Origin of the sequence: Pseudomonas palleroniana, assembly GCF_003031675.1 — a bacterium.
GTDB classification, from domain to species: domain Bacteria; phylum Pseudomonadota; class Gammaproteobacteria; order Pseudomonadales; family Pseudomonadaceae; genus Aquipseudomonas; species Aquipseudomonas palleroniana.
The window spans coordinates 29061-46418 of record NZ_PYWX01000001.1 but is presented as its reverse complement, the minus strand read 5'-3'; the positions used below and the strand labels follow the sequence as shown (position 1 = coordinate 46418).

The 17358-nt window shown below is 60.8% G+C and carries 18 protein-coding genes; all 18 read right to left on the bottom strand.

What is annotated here, in order from left to right:
- Positions 1–32: 32 nt before the first annotated feature.
- The 18 genes from motD to fliM all read right to left on the bottom strand — a co-directional run bounded on the left by motD (position 33) and on the right by fliM (position 17355).
- Positions 33–920, bottom strand: a complete 888-nt coding sequence (motD, locus tag C9383_RS00235; RefSeq protein ID WP_060756014.1) for a flagellar motor protein MotD — start codon at positions 918–920, stop codon at positions 33–35.
- Positions 921–1113: 193 nt separating this feature from the next.
- Positions 1114–1854, bottom strand: a complete 741-nt coding sequence (locus C9383_RS00225; protein WP_060756015.1) for a flagellar motor protein — start codon at positions 1852–1854, stop codon at positions 1114–1116.
- The gene (locus C9383_RS00220; RefSeq protein ID WP_090369538.1) at positions 1854–2975 is read right to left on the bottom strand and encodes a protein-glutamate methylesterase/protein-glutamine glutaminase; all 1122 of its coding nucleotides are present in this window, start codon (positions 2973–2975) and stop codon (positions 1854–1856) included. Before C9383_RS00220 ends, C9383_RS00225 begins: the two co-directional genes overlap by 1 nt.
- Positions 2976–3023: 48 nt before the next feature.
- Entirely contained in the window at positions 3024–5258 is a 2235-nt protein-coding gene (locus tag C9383_RS00215) for a chemotaxis protein CheA (RefSeq protein ID WP_090369536.1), read from the bottom strand.
- Positions 5259–5269: 11 nt separating this feature from the next.
- Positions 5270–6058 (bottom strand): protein phosphatase CheZ, encoded by a 789-nt coding sequence (locus C9383_RS00210; protein ID WP_060756018.1) that lies wholly within the window; start codon positions 6056–6058, stop codon positions 5270–5272.
- A gap of 19 nt (positions 6059–6077) precedes the next feature.
- Positions 6078–6452 carry a chemotaxis response regulator CheY gene (locus C9383_RS00205; RefSeq protein ID WP_160385018.1) on the bottom strand — a complete coding sequence of 125 codons (375 nt, stop codon included), beginning with the start codon at positions 6450–6452 and terminating at the stop codon, positions 6078–6080.
- A 168-nt stretch (positions 6453–6620) separates the two neighbouring features.
- Positions 6621–7361 carry an RNA polymerase sigma factor FliA gene (gene fliA / locus C9383_RS00200; RefSeq protein ID WP_060756019.1) on the bottom strand — a complete coding sequence of 247 codons (741 nt, stop codon included), beginning with the start codon at positions 7359–7361 and terminating at the stop codon, positions 6621–6623.
- Positions 7358–8191, bottom strand: coding sequence for a flagellar synthesis regulator FleN (gene fleN, locus C9383_RS00195; RefSeq protein WP_003192912.1), 834 nt, complete (start codon positions 8189–8191; stop codon positions 7358–7360). Before fleN ends, fliA begins: the two co-directional genes overlap by 4 nt.
- 105 nt (positions 8192–8296) lie before the next feature.
- Complete coding sequence (gene flhF, locus C9383_RS00190; protein ID WP_090369534.1) at positions 8297–9613, bottom strand: flagellar biosynthesis GTPase FlhF; 1317 nt, start codon at positions 9611–9613, stop codon at positions 8297–8299.
- A gap of 12 nt (positions 9614–9625) precedes the next feature.
- Positions 9626–11740 (bottom strand): flagellar biosynthesis protein FlhA, encoded by a 2115-nt coding sequence (flhA, locus tag C9383_RS00185; protein ID WP_218580543.1) that lies wholly within the window; start codon positions 11738–11740, stop codon positions 9626–9628.
- 143 nt (positions 11741–11883) lie between these two features.
- Positions 11884–12087 (bottom strand): cold-shock protein, encoded by a 204-nt coding sequence (locus C9383_RS00180; RefSeq protein ID WP_060756022.1) that lies wholly within the window; start codon positions 12085–12087, stop codon positions 11884–11886.
- Positions 12088–12484: 397 nt separating this feature from the next.
- Positions 12485–13621, bottom strand: a complete 1137-nt coding sequence (gene flhB, locus C9383_RS00170) for a flagellar biosynthesis protein FlhB (RefSeq protein ID WP_060756024.1) — start codon at positions 13619–13621, stop codon at positions 12485–12487.
- Positions 13622–13624: 3 nt separating this feature from the next.
- Positions 13625–14410: a flagellar biosynthetic protein FliR gene (gene fliR, locus C9383_RS00165; RefSeq protein WP_060756025.1), complete on the bottom strand. Its 786-nt coding sequence runs from the start codon at positions 14408–14410 to the stop codon at positions 13625–13627.
- A 7-nt stretch (positions 14411–14417) separates the two neighbouring features.
- Positions 14418–14687, bottom strand: a complete 270-nt coding sequence (fliQ, locus tag C9383_RS00160; protein WP_060756026.1) for a flagellar biosynthesis protein FliQ — start codon at positions 14685–14687, stop codon at positions 14418–14420.
- A gap of 3 nt (positions 14688–14690) precedes the next feature.
- A complete protein-coding gene (gene fliP / locus C9383_RS00155) occupies positions 14691–15434 on the bottom strand; it encodes a flagellar type III secretion system pore protein FliP (RefSeq protein ID WP_060756027.1) in 744 nt (247 codons plus the stop codon).
- Positions 15434–15871, bottom strand: coding sequence for a flagellar biosynthetic protein FliO (gene fliO / locus C9383_RS00150; protein ID WP_090369532.1), 438 nt, complete (start codon positions 15869–15871; stop codon positions 15434–15436). The genes fliP and fliO overlap by 1 nt, the downstream gene beginning before the upstream one ends.
- A gap of 1 nt (position 15872) precedes the next feature.
- On the bottom strand, positions 15873–16340 hold the full coding sequence (gene fliN, locus C9383_RS00145; RefSeq protein WP_060756029.1) for a flagellar motor switch protein FliN: 468 nt from the start codon (positions 16338–16340) through the stop codon (positions 15873–15875).
- A 46-nt stretch (positions 16341–16386) separates the two neighbouring features.
- Positions 16387–17355 (bottom strand): flagellar motor switch protein FliM, encoded by a 969-nt coding sequence (gene fliM / locus C9383_RS00140; RefSeq protein WP_090369530.1) that lies wholly within the window; start codon positions 17353–17355, stop codon positions 16387–16389.
- Positions 17356–17358 lie beyond the last annotated feature (3 nt).

Sequence of the window (17358 nt, the reverse complement as noted above, 5' to 3'; positions counted from 1 at the left end):
TGGGCAAAAGCGCGACCGAGACATTGCATCAGTTATTGAGCCAGTGACGGGGAATTGACGCTCCCCTGCCGAACCGGCGGCTTGACCACAGGCGGTGCAGTTTGTGTGCCAGCCCGCCTCAATGCCGCATCCGGTGTTGCATTAGCCGTTCCCGTACCCGTCAGGCTACGGCGTACATCGAGGTTGCGCGACACCACCAATACCACACGGCGGTTACGTGCGCGGCCTTCGGCAGTCGCATTATTGGCCACCGGCTGGAATTCACCATAGCCCACCGACGCCAGGCGCTCAGGGTTCACACCCTGCATCGCCAGCATGCGCACGATACTGGCGGCGCGGGCGGATGAGAGCTCCCAGTTGGTCGGGTACTGTGCGGTGTTGATGGGGAAATTGTCGGTAAAGCCTTCGACATGGATCGGGTTTTCAAACGGTTTGAGAATCGCCGCCACCTTGTCGATGATGGTGAACGCCTGATCGCTGGGCATGGCATCGGCGCTAGCGAACAGCAGGCTGGAATTGAGCTCGATCTCCACCCACAGCTCATTGCCGCGCACGGTCATCTGGTTGGACTTGATCAGGTCACCGAACGCGGCGCTGATATCGTCGGCGATGCTTTTGAGCGGGTCGCTGGTGCCGCCGATACCGGCGGCGACTTCATCGCTGTCGTTGACCAGCGGCTTGGCCGGGGTCACGGTCTTGGGTCGTTCATCACCGATGGGGATCGGCTTGATCGAACGGTCGGTGTCGTTGAACACCCCGATCAGCGCCTGGGAAATGACCTTGTACTTGCCTTCGTTGATCGACGAGATGGAATACATCACCACGAAAAACGCGAACAGCAAGGTGATGAAGTCCGCGTAGGACACCAGCCAGCGCTCATGATTGACGTGTTCTTCAGGCTCGCGACGGCGACGGCTCACAGGCAGACACCTCTCTGACCAAGATTGACCGCTTCATTGTGATTGTGGCGAGCGAGCTTGCTCGCGCTGGGACGCGAAGCGGCCCCAAAACCAGGCGACGCGCTCCATCTGAAGAAATAGGTAGGCTGTATTGGGGCTGCTTCGCAGCCCAGCGCGAGCAAGCTCGCTCGCCACAGGTTGATAGCCATCGCCATCAATCCATGAAGCCCTGGAGCTTCAATTCGATGGAGCGCGGGTTCTCGCCCTCGGCAATCGACAGCAAACCTTCCAGCAGCATCTCCCGGTAACGTGACTGACGCATGGCGATCGACTTGAGCTTGCTGGCCACCGGCAACAGCACCAGGTTGGCACTGGCCACGCCATAGATGGTGGCGACAAATGCCACGGCAATGCCGCTGCCCAATTGCGACGGATCGGCCAGGTTGCCCATGACGTGAATCAGGCCCATCACCGCACCGATGATGCCAATGGTCGGCGCGTAGCCGCCCATGCTTTCAAAGACTTTGGCCGCGTTGATGTCACGGCTTTCCTGTGTGTAGAAATCCACTTCGAGGATGCTGCGGATCGCTTCCGGCTCGGCGCCGTCCACCAGCAGCTGCAAGCCTTTGCGTGCGTAGCTGTCGGGCTCGGCATCGGCCACGCCTTCCAGACCCAGCAGGCCCTCCTTGCGCGCGGTGAGGCTCCAGTTGACCACACGATCGATGCCACCGAGCAGGTCGATACGCGGTGGAAAAATGATCCACACCAGAATCTGCATGGCACGCTTGAACGAGCTCAGGGGCGATTGCAGCAAGGCTGCGCCCACGGTGCCGCCGATCACGATCAACGCCGCCGGGCCGTTGGCCAAGGCGCCGAGGTGGCCGCCTTCGAGGAAGTTGCCGCCGATGATCGCGACAAACGCCAGGGTGATACCGATCAAGCTCAACACATCCATCAGAGGCAGGCCTCCGCCAGATGCTTGCCGATGTCGTCCAGGCTGTACACGGCGTCGGCCAGGTCGGCCTTGACGATGGCCATGGGCATGCCATAGATCACGCAGCTGGCCTCATCCTGGGCCCAGACCGTGCTGCCCCCCTGCTTGAGCAGGCGTGCGCCTTCACGACCGTCGGCGCCCATGCCGGTGAGCACCACCGCCAGAACTTTGTCGCCGTAGGACTTGGCCGCCGAACCGAAGGTGATATCCACGCACGGCTTGTAGTTAAGGCGTTCATCGCCCGGCAGGATTTTCACCGCGCCACGGCCATCCACCATCATCTGCTTGCCACCCGGCGCCAGCAACGCCAGGCCAGGACGCAGGATGTCGCCGTCTTCGGCTTCCTTGACGCTGATGCGGCACAGCTTGTCCAGGCGTTCGGCGAAGGCTTTGGTAAACGCGGCGGGCATATGCTGCACCAGCACGATCGGCGCCGGGAAGTTGGCCGGCAGTTGGGTCAATACGCGTTGCAGGGCGACCGGGCCGCCGGTTGAGGTACCGATAGCTACTAGCTTGTAGGCTTTGCGCTTGGGCGCGGGCGAATGAGCGCTCGGCGCCGAAGCACGGACGGGAGCCACAGCGGGCCGCGCCACTGGCGCAGGCGCAGGACGCGCGAAGGAGGAACTGGTCGGCGCAGGTGCCGCCACTGGTGCAGGTGCAGGCGTGCTGAACAGGCTGCGGCGGTTGCTGCGGGAAATGCTGTGCACCTTCTCGCACAGCATCTGCTTGACCTTCTCGGGGTTGCGCGAGATGTCTTCGAAATTCTTCGGCAGGAAGTCCACCGCACCCGCGTCCAGCGCATCCAGGGTTACCCGGGCACCTTCATGGGTCAGCGACGAGAACATCAATACCGGGGTCGGGCAGCGTTGCATGATGTGGCGAACTGCCGTGATGCCATCCATCATCGGCATCTCGTAGTCCATGGTGATCACGTCCGGCTTCAACGCAATGGCCTGATCAATCGCCTCTTTACCGTTGGTGGCCGTGCCGACCACCTGAATGGTTGGATCGGCGGAAAGAATTTCCGAGACGCGGCGGCGGAAGAAACCCGAATCGTCCACCACCAGGACCTTGACTGCCATAAACACTCCGTTAGGTGGGGCGGGCACGATTGCCCAACCCCACCAGAATCAAATACGCCGAGCGGCGTAACGCTTGAGCATGCTCGGAACATCGAGAATCAGCGCGATCCGACCGTCACCGGTGATGGTCGCACCCGACATGCCCGGGGTTCCCTGCAGCATTTTGCCCAAAGGCTTGATGACCACTTCTTCCTGGCCCACCAGTTGATCGACCACAAAGCCGATACGCTGGGTGCCCACGGACAGGATCACCACGTGGCCTTCGCGCTGCTCTTCATGGGCAGCCGACGCAACCAGCCAGCGCTTGAGGTAGAACAGCGGCAGCGCCTTGTCACGCACGATCACCACTTCCTGGCCATCCACCACATTGGTGCGCGACAGGTCGAGGTGGAAGATCTCGTTGACGTTGACCAGCGGGAACGCGAACGCCTGGTTGCCCAGCATCACCATCAGGGTCGGCATGATCGCCAAGGTCAACGGCACCTTGATCACGATCTTCGAGCCCTGGCCCTTGGTCGAGTAGATATTGATCGAGCCGTTGAGCTGGCTGATCTTGGTCTTCACCACGTCCATGCCGACGCCACGACCAGACACGTCGGAAATCTCGGTCTTGGTCGAGAAGCCCGGGGCGAAGATCAGGTTGTAGCACTCGGTGTCGGTCAGGCGGTCGGCGGCATCCTTGTCCATCACACCGCGCTTGACCGCGATGTTGCGCAGGATGGTCGGGTCCATGCCCTTGCCGTCATCGGTGATCGACAACAGGATATGGTCGCCTTCTTGCTCGGCCGCCAGAATCACCTTGCCGCCACGGGACTTGCCCGAGGCTTCACGTTCTTCAGGGGTTTCGACGCCGTGGTCGACTGCGTTGCGCACCAAGTGGACCAGCGGGTCGGCCAGGGCCTCGACCAGGTTTTTGTCGAGGTCGGTTTCTTCACCCACCAGCTCCAGGTTGATCTCTTTCTTGAGCTGGCGCGCCAGGTCACGAACCAGGCGCGGGAAGCGGCCGAAGACTTTCTTGATCGGCTGCATCCGCGTTTTCATCACAGCGGTCTGCAGGTCGGCGGTGACCACGTCGAGGTTCGACACGGCCTTCTGCATCGACTCGTCGCCACTGCTCAGGCCCAGGCGTACCAGGCGGTTACGCACCAACACCAGCTCGCCGACCATGTTCATGATGTCGTCCAGCCGCGCCGTGTCCACGCGCACCGTGGTTTCGGCTTCGCTGGCCGGCTTTTCGGCCACTGGTGCAGCGGCGGCACGCGCCGGTGCAGGCGCTGCAGCGGCCGGCGCAGCAGCAGGAGCCGGCTTGGCGGCAGCAGGTGCAGGTGCAGGTTTCGCCGCTACCGGGGTAGCGGTCGCAGCCGCCGCCGGGGGTACTTCACTGAACTTGCCCTTGCCGTGCAATTCGTCGAGCAAGGCTTCGAATTCGTGCTCGGAAATCAGCCCGTCGCCGGCTGGCTGCGCACTGGCAGGCGGCGTAACAGGCGGCTTGGCAGCCGTCGGCGCAGCCGCTGTCGCGGCAACTTCCGGCAGGGCTTCGGCCGCGAACGTGCCTTTGCCGTGCAGTTGGTCGAGCAACGCTTCGAATTCGTCGTCGGTAATGTCGGTGCTGGCCGGGGCCGCAGGCGCTTCGGAAGCTGCAGCAGGCGCCACGGCATCGGCGGCGAACTGGCCCTTACCATGCAACTGGTCGAGCAAGGATTCAAATTCGGCGTCGGTGATGTCTTCGCTGGTCGGCACGGCAGCAGGTGCCGCCGGAGCTTCGGCTTCGGCCTTCGCCGCGCTGAGGGAGTTGAGCAGTTGCTCGAACTCGCTATCGGTCACATCCGGCTCAGGTTCGGCAACCGGTTCCGGTTCCGGGGCGGCTTCCACCGCCGGCGCGGCCGAAGTGTCGGCAGGCTCTGCGTAGCGCGCCAGGGCGGCCAGCAGCTCGGGCGTGGCGGCCGTGATCGGCGCGCGTTCACGGACCTGGCTGAACATGCCATTGACCGCATCCAGGGCTTCGAGAATCACGTCCATCAATTCCGAATCAACGTGACGCTCACCCTTGCGCAGGATGTCGAACACGTTCTCGGCGATGTGGCAGCACTCCACCAGCTCATGGAGCTGGAGGAAGCCGGCGCCCCCTTTTACAGTGTGAAAACCGCGAAAAATTGCATTGAGCAGGTTCGCATCATCCGGGCGGCTTTCCAGCTCGACCAGTTGCTCGGACAGTTGCTCTAAAATTTCGCCGGCCTCTACAAGGAAATCCTGAAGGATCTCTTCATCGGCGCCGAAGCTCATGTGGGTGCTCCTTAGAAGCCTAAACTGGATAACAGGTCATCTACGTCATCCTGACCTGACACAACGTCTTCACGTTTATCGGCATGAATCTGCGGACCTTCACCCTTGGCGAGATGTTTTTGTGGATCTTTTTCCGAAAGGATCGCTGCGCGGTCATGTTCGATACCGGCAAAGCGGTCGACCTGGCCGGCCATCAGCACCAATTTGAGCAGGTTGCTTTCCACTTCGGTGACCAACTGGGTCACACGCTTGATCACTTGACCGGTGAGGTCCTGGTAATCCTGGGCCAGCAAAATGTCGTTGAGGTTGCTGGAAACCGTACGGTTGTCCTGCTCACTGCGCGACAGGAAACCTTCAACCCGACGCGCCAATTCACGAAACTCTTCGGCGCCTACTTCGCGGCGCATGAAGCGGCCCCAGTCAACGCTGAGGGCCTGGGCTTCGTTGGCCATGCCGTTGACCAGCGGCGTGGCGTTTTCCACCAGGTCCATGGTGCGGTTGGCCGCCGCCTCAGTCAGCCTGACCACATAGGACAAGCGTTCGGTGGCATCGGTGATTTGCGAAATTTCTTCGGCCTGGGGCATGTGCGGGTCAATCTGAAAATTGACGATCGCACTGTGCAGCTCACGTGTCAGCTTGCCCACTTCCTGATACAGGCCGCGGTCACGCGTCTGATTGAGCTCATGGATCAACTGCACCGCGTCGCCGAACTGGCCTTTTTCCAGGCTTTCGACCAACTGGTGGGCATGTTTTTTCAGAGTCGACTCAAAGTCTTTCTGTGATGATTCTGTATGCTCCATAGCTCCCCCTGCGATGGCGTTAGCCGTGGATGCGCTCGAAGATTTTTTCGATCTTCTCTTTCAACGCCTGTGCAGTGAATGGCTTGACCACGTAACCGTTGACCCCGGCCTGGGCGGCTTCGATGATCTGTTCACGCTTGGCTTCGGCGGTCACCATCAACACGGGAAGGCTGCGCAATTTTTCGTCGGCGCGCACGTGGCGCAACAAGTCGATACCGGTCATGCCCGGCATGTTCCAGTCTGTTACCAGGAAGTCGATGCTCCCACTGTTGAGGATCGGGATCGCCGTAAGGCCGTCATCCGCCTCGACCGTGTTGGTGAACCCAAGGTCACGCAACAGATTTTTTATGATCCGCCGCATCGTTGAGAAGTCATCAACGATGAGGATTTTCATGTTCTTGTCCAATTCGACCTCCAAGCAGTCTTAAACGCGCCCAGCACCTGGACGCGCCATTTCAATCAACAGGCGTTACACAACAAAGGACTGCCCAGGGCACCACGGCACGACCCCGCAAAAGCCTTCGACTTTCGCGGCGCGTCTACAGTGTCCCCACACTGCCTGTCAGCGCGCGCGCCACTCCCCCAACCGCCCCCGCAAGCGGGCTGCGCACTGGCTATGCAGCTGGCTGACACGCGATTCGCTGACCCCCAGGACCTCACCGATTTCCTTGAGGTTCAGCTCTTCGTCGTAGTACAGCGCCAACACCAGTCGCTCACGCTCCGGCAAATTGGCAATCGCGTCCGCCAACGCCCTCTGGAAACGCTCATCTTCCAGGTCACGCGACGGTTCGAGATGTGCACTCGCGCCGTCCTCGTGCAGCCCTTCGTGTTCGCCGTCCTGCAACAGGTCGTCGAAACTGAACAGGCGGCTGCCCAAGGTATCGTTCAAAATCCCGTAATAATCATCGAGACTCAATTGGAGTTCGGCCGCAACTTCATGATCTTTAGCGTCACGACCGGTTTTTGCTTCAATTGCGCGAATGGCATCACTGACCATTCGCGTGTTGCGGTGTACCGAACGCGGCGCCCAATCCCCTTTACGGACCTCATCGAGCATCGCGCCACGGATACGGATACCCGCATACGTCTCGAAACTCGCACCCTTGCTCGCGTCATATTTGGTCGACACTTCGAGCAAGCCGATCATGCCGGCCTGGATCAGGTCTTCCACCTGCACACTGGCCGGCAGGCGCGCCAGCAAGTGGTAGGCAATGCGCTTGACCAAGGGCGCATAACGCTCGATCAATTCGCCCTGGCTGTCACGTGCCGATTTCTTGTAAAGGTTATAGCCGCTGGCTGTCATAGCACCGGTCCTGCGCTCGTCTGATGCACCAATCGCTCGACGAAAAACTCCAGATGCCCCCGCGGGTTGGCAGGCAACGGCCAGGTATCGACCTTCTGGGCAATAGCCTTGAACGCCAACGCGCATTTGGAACGAGGGAACGCTTCATAGACCGCACGCTGCTTTTGCACGGCCTTGCGCACACACTCGTCATAGGGAACTGCGCCAACGTATTGTAAGGCGACATCGAGAAAACGGTCCGTGACCTTGGTCAACTTGGCGAACAGATTCCGGCCTTCCTGCGGGCTTTGGGCCATGTTGGCCAGCACGCGGAAGCGGTTCATGCCGTAGTCACGGTTAAGCAGTTTGATCAGAGCATAGGCGTCGGTGATCGAGGTGGGTTCGTCGCAGACCACCAGCAATACTTCCTGCGCGGCGCGCACGAAGCTGACCACGGATTCGCCGATCCCGGCGGCGGTGTCGATCACCAGCACATCGAGGTTGTCGCCGATATCGCTGAACGCCTGGATCAGGCCGGCGTGCTGCGCCGGGCTCAGGTGCACCATGCTCTGGGTGCCCGAGGCGGCAGGCACGATACGAATGCCTCCGGGGCCTTGCAGCAGCACATCGCGCAGCTCGCAACGGCCCTCGATCACATCGGCGAGGGTGTGTTTGGGTGTCAGCCCCAGCAGAACGTCCACGTTCGCCAGGCCCAGGTCAGCATCCAGCAGCATGACGCGACGGCCAAGTTCTGCCAGGGCCAGGGACAAATTCACCGACACGTTAGTTTTCCCGACGCCACCTTTGCCGCCGGTCACCGCGATCACCTGTACAGGATGCATGCTGCCCATTTTATTTCTTTACCTTGTCTTGCTTAGACGCAGGCTACACGGCTTGGTCGCGTGAATCGCTTGCAGACCATCAATGTAGATACATTTCACAGTGCTCATCCTGCCTCACCCCACCCGTTTTGCCGGGTTGTGGTAAAGGTCGGCGAACATATCAGCCATCGCTTCCTCGCTAGGCTCTTCTTGCATTTGCACGCTGACAGCACGGCTGACCAACTGATGACGACGCGGCAGATGCAAATCATCTGGAATCCGCGGGCCATCGGTCAGGTAGGCAACCGGTAATTCATGACCGATAGCCAGGCTCAACACCTCACCCAAGTTTGCAGTTTCGTCTAGTTTGGTGAGGATGCAACCCGCCAGGCCGCAACGTTTGTAGCTGTGGTACGCAGCGGTAAGAACCTGTTTCTGGCTGGTGGTTGCAAGCACCAGGTAATTTTTCGCCTTGATGCCACGCCCGGCCAGGCTTTCCAGCTGCATGCGCAGCGCCGGATCGCTGGCTTGCAGGCCGGCGGTGTCGATCAACACCACGCGCTTGCGCAACAGCGGGTCAAGGGCATTGGCCAGGGACTGGCCCGGGTCGACGTGGGTCACCGGCACATTGAGGATGCGCCCCAGGGTCTTGAGCTGTTCCTGGGCGCCGATACGATAACTGTCCATGCTCACCAGCGCGATACTCGACGCGCCGTACTTGAGCACATACCGGGCGGCCAGCTTGGCCAGGGTGGTGGTCTTGCCCATGCCGGCCGGGCCGACCATGGCGATCACGCCACCCTCTTCCAGCGGTTCGAGCTCCGGGGTGACGATCATGCGGGCCAAGTGGGCCAGCAACATGCGCCACGCCTGGCGGGGCTCTTCGACCTCGGTGGTCAGCGCCAGCAGGTCGCGGGACAGCGGGCCGGACAGGCCGATACGCTGCAAGCGACGCCACAGGTTGGCCTGGTGCGGCTTGCTGCCTTGCAACTGTGTCCAGGCCAACGAACCCAACTGCACTTCGAGCAGTTCACGCAGGCCATTGAGTTCAGAGCGCATCGAGTCGAACACGCGCTGGTCGACCGCAGCCGTCGGAGCCGGCGCTGCGGGACGTGGCGGTTCAACGAAGGTCGGCTCGACCAGCGGCTCGGCGGCCGTCAGCGGCAGGCCGGCGAACAATTGGCGATTGGTGCTAGCGTCGCTGTCGCCACGCATGCTCAGCTCGGCCTGGGCCGACACAATGCGCGAGGCGGTCTTGCGCAACTCGTCTTCGAGTTCCATGTTCGGCACGCGCGGCGCCAACGCCTGGGGGGTGTAATCCAGGGCAGCCGTCAGCTCGACACCGCCGGCAATGCGACGGTTACCGATAATCGCGGCATCGGCGCCCAGCTCATCACGGACCAGTTTCATGGCCTGACGCATATCGGCGGCGAAAAAACGCTTAACTTGCATAACCCACTACCCTCAGCCGTTGGGCCCTACTGTCGCGACGATAGTCACTTGCTTGTTGTCAGGAATTTCCTGATAAGCCAAAACGTGCAAATTCGGTACTGCCAGGCGTCCGAACCGCGACAACATCGCTCGAACCGGCCCCGCCACCAGCAGAATCACCGGATGGCCCGCCATTTCCTGGCGCTGCGCCGCTTCGATCAACGAACGCTGGAGCTTTTCAGCCATGCTCGGTTCCAGCAGAACGCCCTCTTCCTGGCCTTGTCCGGCCTTCTGGATACTATTGAGCAATATTTGTTCCAACCTGGGTTCCAAGGTGATCACAGGCAGCTCAGACTCAATGCCTACAATGCTTTGCACGATGGCACGGGACAAGCCGACGCGTACGGCGGCCACCAGAGCGGCAGTATCTTGACTCTTGGCGGCATTGTTGGCGATGGCTTCCGCGATGCTGCGAATGTCGCGCACCGGCACTTGCTCGGCGAGCAACGCCTGCAGCACTTTGAGCAACTGCGACAGCGACAGCACCCCCGGCACCAGCTCTTCGGCCAGTTTTGGCGAGGCTTTGGCCAGCAACCCCATCAATTGCTGGACTTCCTCATGGCCGATCAGCTCATGGGAGTGCTTGTACAGAATCTGGTTAAGGTGGGTGGCGACCACCGTGCTGGCGTCCACCACCGTATATCCCAGGGATTGCGCCTGGCTGCGCTGGCTGACTTCGACCCACACCGCATCCAGGCCGAAAGCCGGATCTTTGGCGGTAATGCCATTGAGCGTACCGAACACCTGGCCGGGGTTGATCGCCAGTTCGCGGTCCGGGTAGATCTCGGCTTCGGCCAGGATCACACCCATCAGGGTCAGGCGATAGGCACTGGGGGCCAGGTCGAGGTTGTCGCGGATGTGTACGGTCGGCATCAGGAAGCCCAGGTCCTGAGACAACTTCTTGCGGACCCCCTTGATGCGCGCAAGCAACTGGCCGCCCTGGTTACGGTCCACCAGAGGGATCAGGCGGTAGCCCACTTCCAGGCCGATCATGTCGATCGGGGTCACGTCGTCCCAGCCAAGCTCCTTGGTTTCCTGGGCACGGGCGGGCGATGGCAACAGTTCCTGCTGACGGGCGATTTCCTGCTGAGCCAGGACCTTCACCTGGTTCTGCTTGCGCCAGAACAGGTAGGCAGCGCCGGCCGCCATGGCCGCCATGCTGAGGAACGACACATGCGGCATACCCGGCACGATGCCCATGATCGCCATAATCGCTGCCGCCACCGCCAGCGCCTTCGGCGAGGCGAACATCTGGCGGCTGATCTGCTTGCCCATGTCTTCGGAACCCGAAGCACGGGTGACCATGATGGCTGCGGCTGTAGATAACAACAGTGATGGCAATTGCGCCACTAAACCGTCACCAATGGTCAGCAAGGCGTAGACCTTGCCCGCATCACCAAACGTCATGCCGTGCTGGAAGATACCGACCGCCATGCCGCCGATCAGGTTGATGAACAGAATCAGCAAGCCGGCAATGGCGTCACCGCGCACGAATTTGCTGGCACCGTCCATGGAACCGTAAAACTCGGCTTCCTGGGCGACTTCCGCACGGCGCGCCTTGGCCTGGCCCTGGTCGATCAGACCGGCGTTGAGGTCGGCGTCGATGGCCATCTGTTTGCCAGGCATTGCATCGAGGGTAAACCGCGCGCTCACCTCGGAAATTCGTCCGGCACCCTTGGTCACCACCACGAAGTTGATGATCATCAGGATCGCGAACACGACGATACCGACCACGTAGTTACCGCCGATCACCACCTCACCGAAGGCCTGAATCACCTTACCGGCGGCGGCGTGACCGTCCTGGCCGTGCAGCATCACCACCCGGGTAGACGCCACGTTCAGTGCCAGGCGCAACAGCGTGGCAACCAGCAGGATGGTGGGGAAAACCGCGAAGTCCAGGGGCCGCAGGGCGTAGACGCACACCAGCAGCACCACGACCGACAGGGCAATGTTGAAAGTGAAGAACACGTCCAGCAAGAACGGCGGCATCGGCAACATCATCATTGCCAGCATCACCAGCAACAACAATGGCACACCCAGATTGCCCCGCGAGAGGTCAGTCAGGGTGCCACGGGCCGTGCTGAGCATTTGAGAGCGATCCACCGGTATTCCTCGTGTCCCTTGAAGCAAAGTTTTGACGCCGGGAGGCGTCCTGCAGGCCGGGTTGCAAGAAGCCTTCCAACTTTTGCTTCAAGGGACAGATCGCCCTCAGCGAGGGCATGTTGCCGGATTTACGCGGGGCGCACGTCTTCCGCCTGGGGGCCTTTTTGCCCCTGGGTTATTTCAAACTCCACTTTTTCACCTTCGCCAACGGTTTTGAATCCTTCACCTCGAATCGCGGAATAGTGGACAAAAACGTCAGCCCCGCCACCCTCCGGAGTGATAAAGCCGAAGCCTTTTTCCGCGTTAAACCATTTCACAGTGCCTGTTGCCATCACCGTTCTCCTGACTTATCACTCAAGAACTCGCGGGATAACCCTGACGCCGACTGCATAAATACCGTCGGGTCGGTGTATCCCCTGAAACTCCACGTGCTGGCCCACCGCGAGCCGAATGCAGCGCGAACCGATGAGATCCACTTTCACGTCGTCCTCACCTTTCAGGGCAATCAAACCTTTTCCGGAGTGCGGGTCATAAGATTTGACCTTGCCTCTGAGTAGTTTCAAAACCATTCTCCCTGCATCTCGTTTACAGCCTGTGCGCAGTGCTTGAGGCAATAGAACCGCGAGGGGGCTTTGCTGACTACTGTCAAAGTTGACAGGTAGCGGGCATTCACGACGAGTGGTATGCAGCCCGCTCCTTCCGTCAAGGTTTGGCGAACTAGCGTGGCTTTCAGGAATCCCGACGCAATTCCGGCGGAATCGGCAAGTCCTTGAGGGGATCTGGACGCTTGCCCTTGCCCGCTCGGTATTGGCGGATCTGATAGACATACGCCAGCACCTGGGCCACGGCCAGGTACAACCCGGCAGGAATCTCTTGATCGAGATCGGTGGAATAGAAGATCGACCGCGCAAGCGCCGGCGACTCCAGCAGCAGAATGTCGTTGGCCACGGCGATTTCGCGGATTTTCAGGGCCGTGAAGTCGCTGCCCTTGGCCAGCAGCATCGGCGCGCCGCCCTTCTCCGGGTCGTACTTGAGCGCCACGGCGTAGTGAGTCGGGTTGGTGATGACCACATCGGCATCGGGCACCGCCGCCATCATCTTGCGCTGGGACATTTCGCGTTGCAGTTGCCGGATACGCTGTTTGACCTCGGGGCGTCCTTCCTGGTCCTTGTGCTCGTCGCGCACTTCCTGCTTGGTCATCAGCAGTTTCTTGTGGCTTTCCCACAGCTGGATCGGCGCATCCACCGCCGCAATGATGATCAGCCCGCAGGCCATCCACAGCGCACTCCAGCCCACCACTTGTACGCTGTGGATGATGGCTGACTCCAACGGCTCGTGGGCGATGCGCAGCAAGTCGTCGATATCGGACGACAACACCGTCAGCGCCACGAACAGAATCAGGATGAATTTGGCCAGCGCCTTGAGCAACTCAACCAGTGCCTTGCCGGAAAACATACGCTTGAGCCCCGGCCCCGGGTTCATCCGGCTGAACTTGGGCGCCATGCTGCCGGCGGCAAACAACCAGCCACCCAAGGACACCGGACCGATCAACGCCGCCAGCAGCAGCGTGATCAGCACCGGCTGCACCGCCAGCAGGGCGATCTTGCCCGAGTGCAGCAGGTACAGGCCCATGGCGCCGGGGCTCAGCAACACCTCACGGGGCAAGGCGAAGTTGAGCTTCATCAGCTCCATCAGGTCCAGCGCCAGGCCGCCGCCGTAGATCAACAGGCCACCGGCGCCGGCCAGCATCACGGCGAGTGTATTGAGCTCTTTGGAGCGGGCAATCTCGCCCTTTTCCCGGGATTCCTTCTTACGTTTCTCCGTGGGGTCTTCTGTTTTGTCCTGACCACTCTCGCTCTCGGCCATGGCTCAGCGCGCCCGTGCCAGATCACGTAAAAACTGCAAGGCGTCGGTCGCCAGCGGTTGATACTGATTGAGAATGTCAGCCATGCCGACCCAGAAAATCCCCATGCCCAGCACCAGGGTCAGGGGGAAACCGATCGAGAAGATATTCAACTGCGGCGCCGCACGGGTCATCACTCCAAACGCGATGTTGACCACCAGCAGCGCGGTGATTGCCGGCAGCACCAGCAACAGCGAAGCGCCCAGCACCCAAGTCAGGCGACCGACCAACTCCCAGAAATGGTTGACCACCAACCCCGAGCCCACCGGCAAGGTGGTGAAGCTCTCAGTCATGACCTCGAACACCACCAGATGGCCATTCATCGACAGGAACAGCAACGTCACCAGCATGGTCAGGAACTGCCCGATCACCGCTGCCGACACGCCGTTGGTGGGGTCGACCATGGACGCGAAGCCCATGCCCATCTGGATCGAGATAATTTGCCCGGCGATCACAAACGCCTGGAAGAACAGGGTCAGCGAAAAGCCCAGCAATGCGCCGATCAGGATCTGCTCGGCAATCAGCAACAACGCGCTGAGGTCCAGGGCATTCACCGGCGGCATCGGCGGCAGCCCGGGGACAATCACCACGGTAATGGCAACGGCGAAATACAGGCGGATACGTCGCGGGACCAAGGTGGTGCCGAACACCGGCATGGTCATCAGCACCGCCGTCACGCGAAACATCGGCAAGATGAAAGACGCCACCCAGGTACTGATCTGGGTGTCGGTCAAAGCCAACACGGATTGCATGGGCAGGTCAGCCGATCAACTGCGGAATACTGCCGTACAACTGCAGGATGTATTCCATGAAAGTGCGCACCAGCCACGGGCCGGCGACAATCAGGGTGACCAGCATCACCAGCAGGCGCGGCAGGAAGCTCAAGGTCTGTTCGTTGATCTGGGTCGCGGCCTGGAACATCGCCACCAGCAGGCCGACCAACAGGCTCGGCACCACCAGCACGGCGACCATCATGGTGGTCAGCCACAGCGCTTCACGGAACAGGTCGACCGCAACTTCTGGAGTCATGCGCTATACCCCTCCGAAACTGCCGGCCAAGGTGCCGATAATCAGCGCCCAGCCGTCCACCAGCACAAACAGCATGATCTTGAACGGCAACGAGATGATCAGCGGCGACAGCATCATCATCCCCATGGCCATCAACACACTCGCTACCACCAGGTCGATGATCAGGAACGGGATGAAGATCATGAAGCCGATCTGGAACGCGGTCTTCAATTCGGACGTGACGAACGCCGGCACCAGGATGGTCAACGGGGCCTGATCCGGGGTGGCGATGTCGGTACGCTTGGACAAACGCATGAACAGCTCAAGGTCGCTGGAGCGGGTCTGCGAGAGCATGAAGTCCTTGATCGGCCCCTGGGCCTTGTCGATCGCGTCCTGGGCGGTGAGCTTTTCCGCCAGGTACGGTTGCAGGGCTTGCTGGTTCACCTTGTCGAACACCGGTGCCATGATGAACAGCGTCAAGAACAAGGCCATGCCGGTGAGGATCTGGTTCGACGGCGTCTGCTGCAGGCCCAGGGCCTGGCGCAGGATCGAGAAGACAATGATGATCCGCGTGAAGCTGGTCATCAGCATGACAAACGCCGGGATAAAACTCAGCGCGGTCATGATCAGCAGGATCTGCAGGCTGACCGAATATTCCTGCGCCCCGGCGGCGTTGGTGCCCAGCGTGATTGCCGGGATCGACAACGGGTCGGCGGCCCACGCCAATGGCGCAGCCAGCAACAGCATGAGCGTCAATAAAACGCGCATTACTTCTTATCCTTCTGATCCTTGCCCAGCAACTCCATCAGGCGCTGGGCGAATTCTGGCGTGGCGGCCTCGGTCTTGGCCGCTTCCACCGGCTTCTTGAGCACATGCAGCGCAGCGATGCGGCCCGGTGTGATACCCAGCAGAATCTGCTCCTCGCCGACCTGTACCAGCACCAGGCGATCACGCGGGCCGAGGGCCCGCGAGCCGATCATCTCGATGACCTGACCATTGCCCGGGCCGATGCGCTGCACGCGGCGCATCAACCAGGCCAGCACGAAAATCAAGCCGACCACCAGCAACAACCCCAGCACCAACTGGGTCAACTGGCCGCCGATGCCACTGCTGACCACGGGAGCCGCCGCCACTTGCGCGACCGGCTCCGCCGCCAGGGCGCTCAATGGCAGCGCCAGTAACAGTCCCGCCATCGAAGACTTCATATCAGCGCAACTTCTTGATGCGTTCGCTCGGGCTGATCACGTCGGTCAGGCGGATACCGAACTTCTCGTTGACCACCACCACTTCGCCGTGGGCAATCAAGGTGCCGTTGACCAGCACGTCCAGCGGCTCACCGGCCAGGCGGTCGAGCTCGATCACCGAACCCTGGTTGAGCTGCAACAGGTTGCGGATGTTGATTTCGGTACTGCCCACTTCCATGGAAATCGACACCGGGATGTCGAGGATCACGTCCAGGTTTGGCCCGTCGAGGCTCACCGGGTTGTTGTTTTTCGGCAGGCTGCCAAATTCTTCCATGGGCAGGCGAGTGCCGGCGGACGAGCTGGCGGCGTCGGCGGCCAGCAGCGCGTCGATATCGTCCTGGCCTACATCGCCGGTCTCTTCCAGGGCTGCCGCCCATTCGTCAGCCAGAGCCTGGTCTTCGGCGGAAGTGTTTTCGTGTTCGGTAGCCATTACATGTCCTCGGCGAAGCAAACATTCATCAATAAATTAGGGCGGGTCAGCGGCGGTTGATCGGTTCGATCACTTGCAACGCCAGGTTGCCCTTGTGGGAACCGAGCTTGACCTTGAACGACGGCACGCCATTGGCCCGCATGATCATTTCTTCGGGCAAATCCACAGGAATGACGTCCCCCGGCTGCATGTGCAAAATGTCGCGCAGACGCAACTGGCGACGGGCGACGGTGGCGTTCAGCGGCACGTCGACATCCAGCAGGTCTTCGCGCAGGGCCTTGACCCAACGCTCGTCCTGGTCGTCCAGGTCGGACTGGAAACCGGCGTCGAGCATTTCACGCACCGGCTCGATCATCGAATACGGCATGGTCACGTGCAGGTCGCCGCCACCGCCATCGAGTTCGATGTGGAAAGTGGAGACCACAATGGCCTCGCTGGGGCCGACGATGTTGGCCATGGCCGGGTTCACTTCCGAGTTGATGTACTCGAAATTGACTTCCATGATCGCCTGCCAGGCTTCCTTCAAGTCGATGAAGGCTTGCTCCAGCACCATGCGCACCACACGCAATTCAGTCGGGGTGAATTCACGGCCCTCGATCTTGGCATGACGGCCGTCGCCACCGAAGAAGTTATCCACCAACTTGAACACCAATTTGGCGTCAAGGATGAACAACGCGGTGCCGCGCAACGGCTTGATCTTGACCAGGTTGAGGCTGGTGGGCACGTACAGCGAGTGCACGTACTCGCCGAACTTCATCACCTGCACGCCGCCCACCGCCACATCCGCCGAGCGGCGCAGCATGTTGAACATGCTGATACGAGTGTAGCGGGCGAAACGCTCATTGATCATTTCCAGGGTCGGCATGCGTCCACGGACGATGCGATCCTGGCTGGTCAGGTCGTAGCTTTTGATGCTGCCGGGCTCGGCAGCCATGTCGGTCTGTACCAGACCATCGTCGACGCCATGCAACAGCGCATCGATTTCATCCTGGGACAGCAGGTCTTGCACGGCCATGTC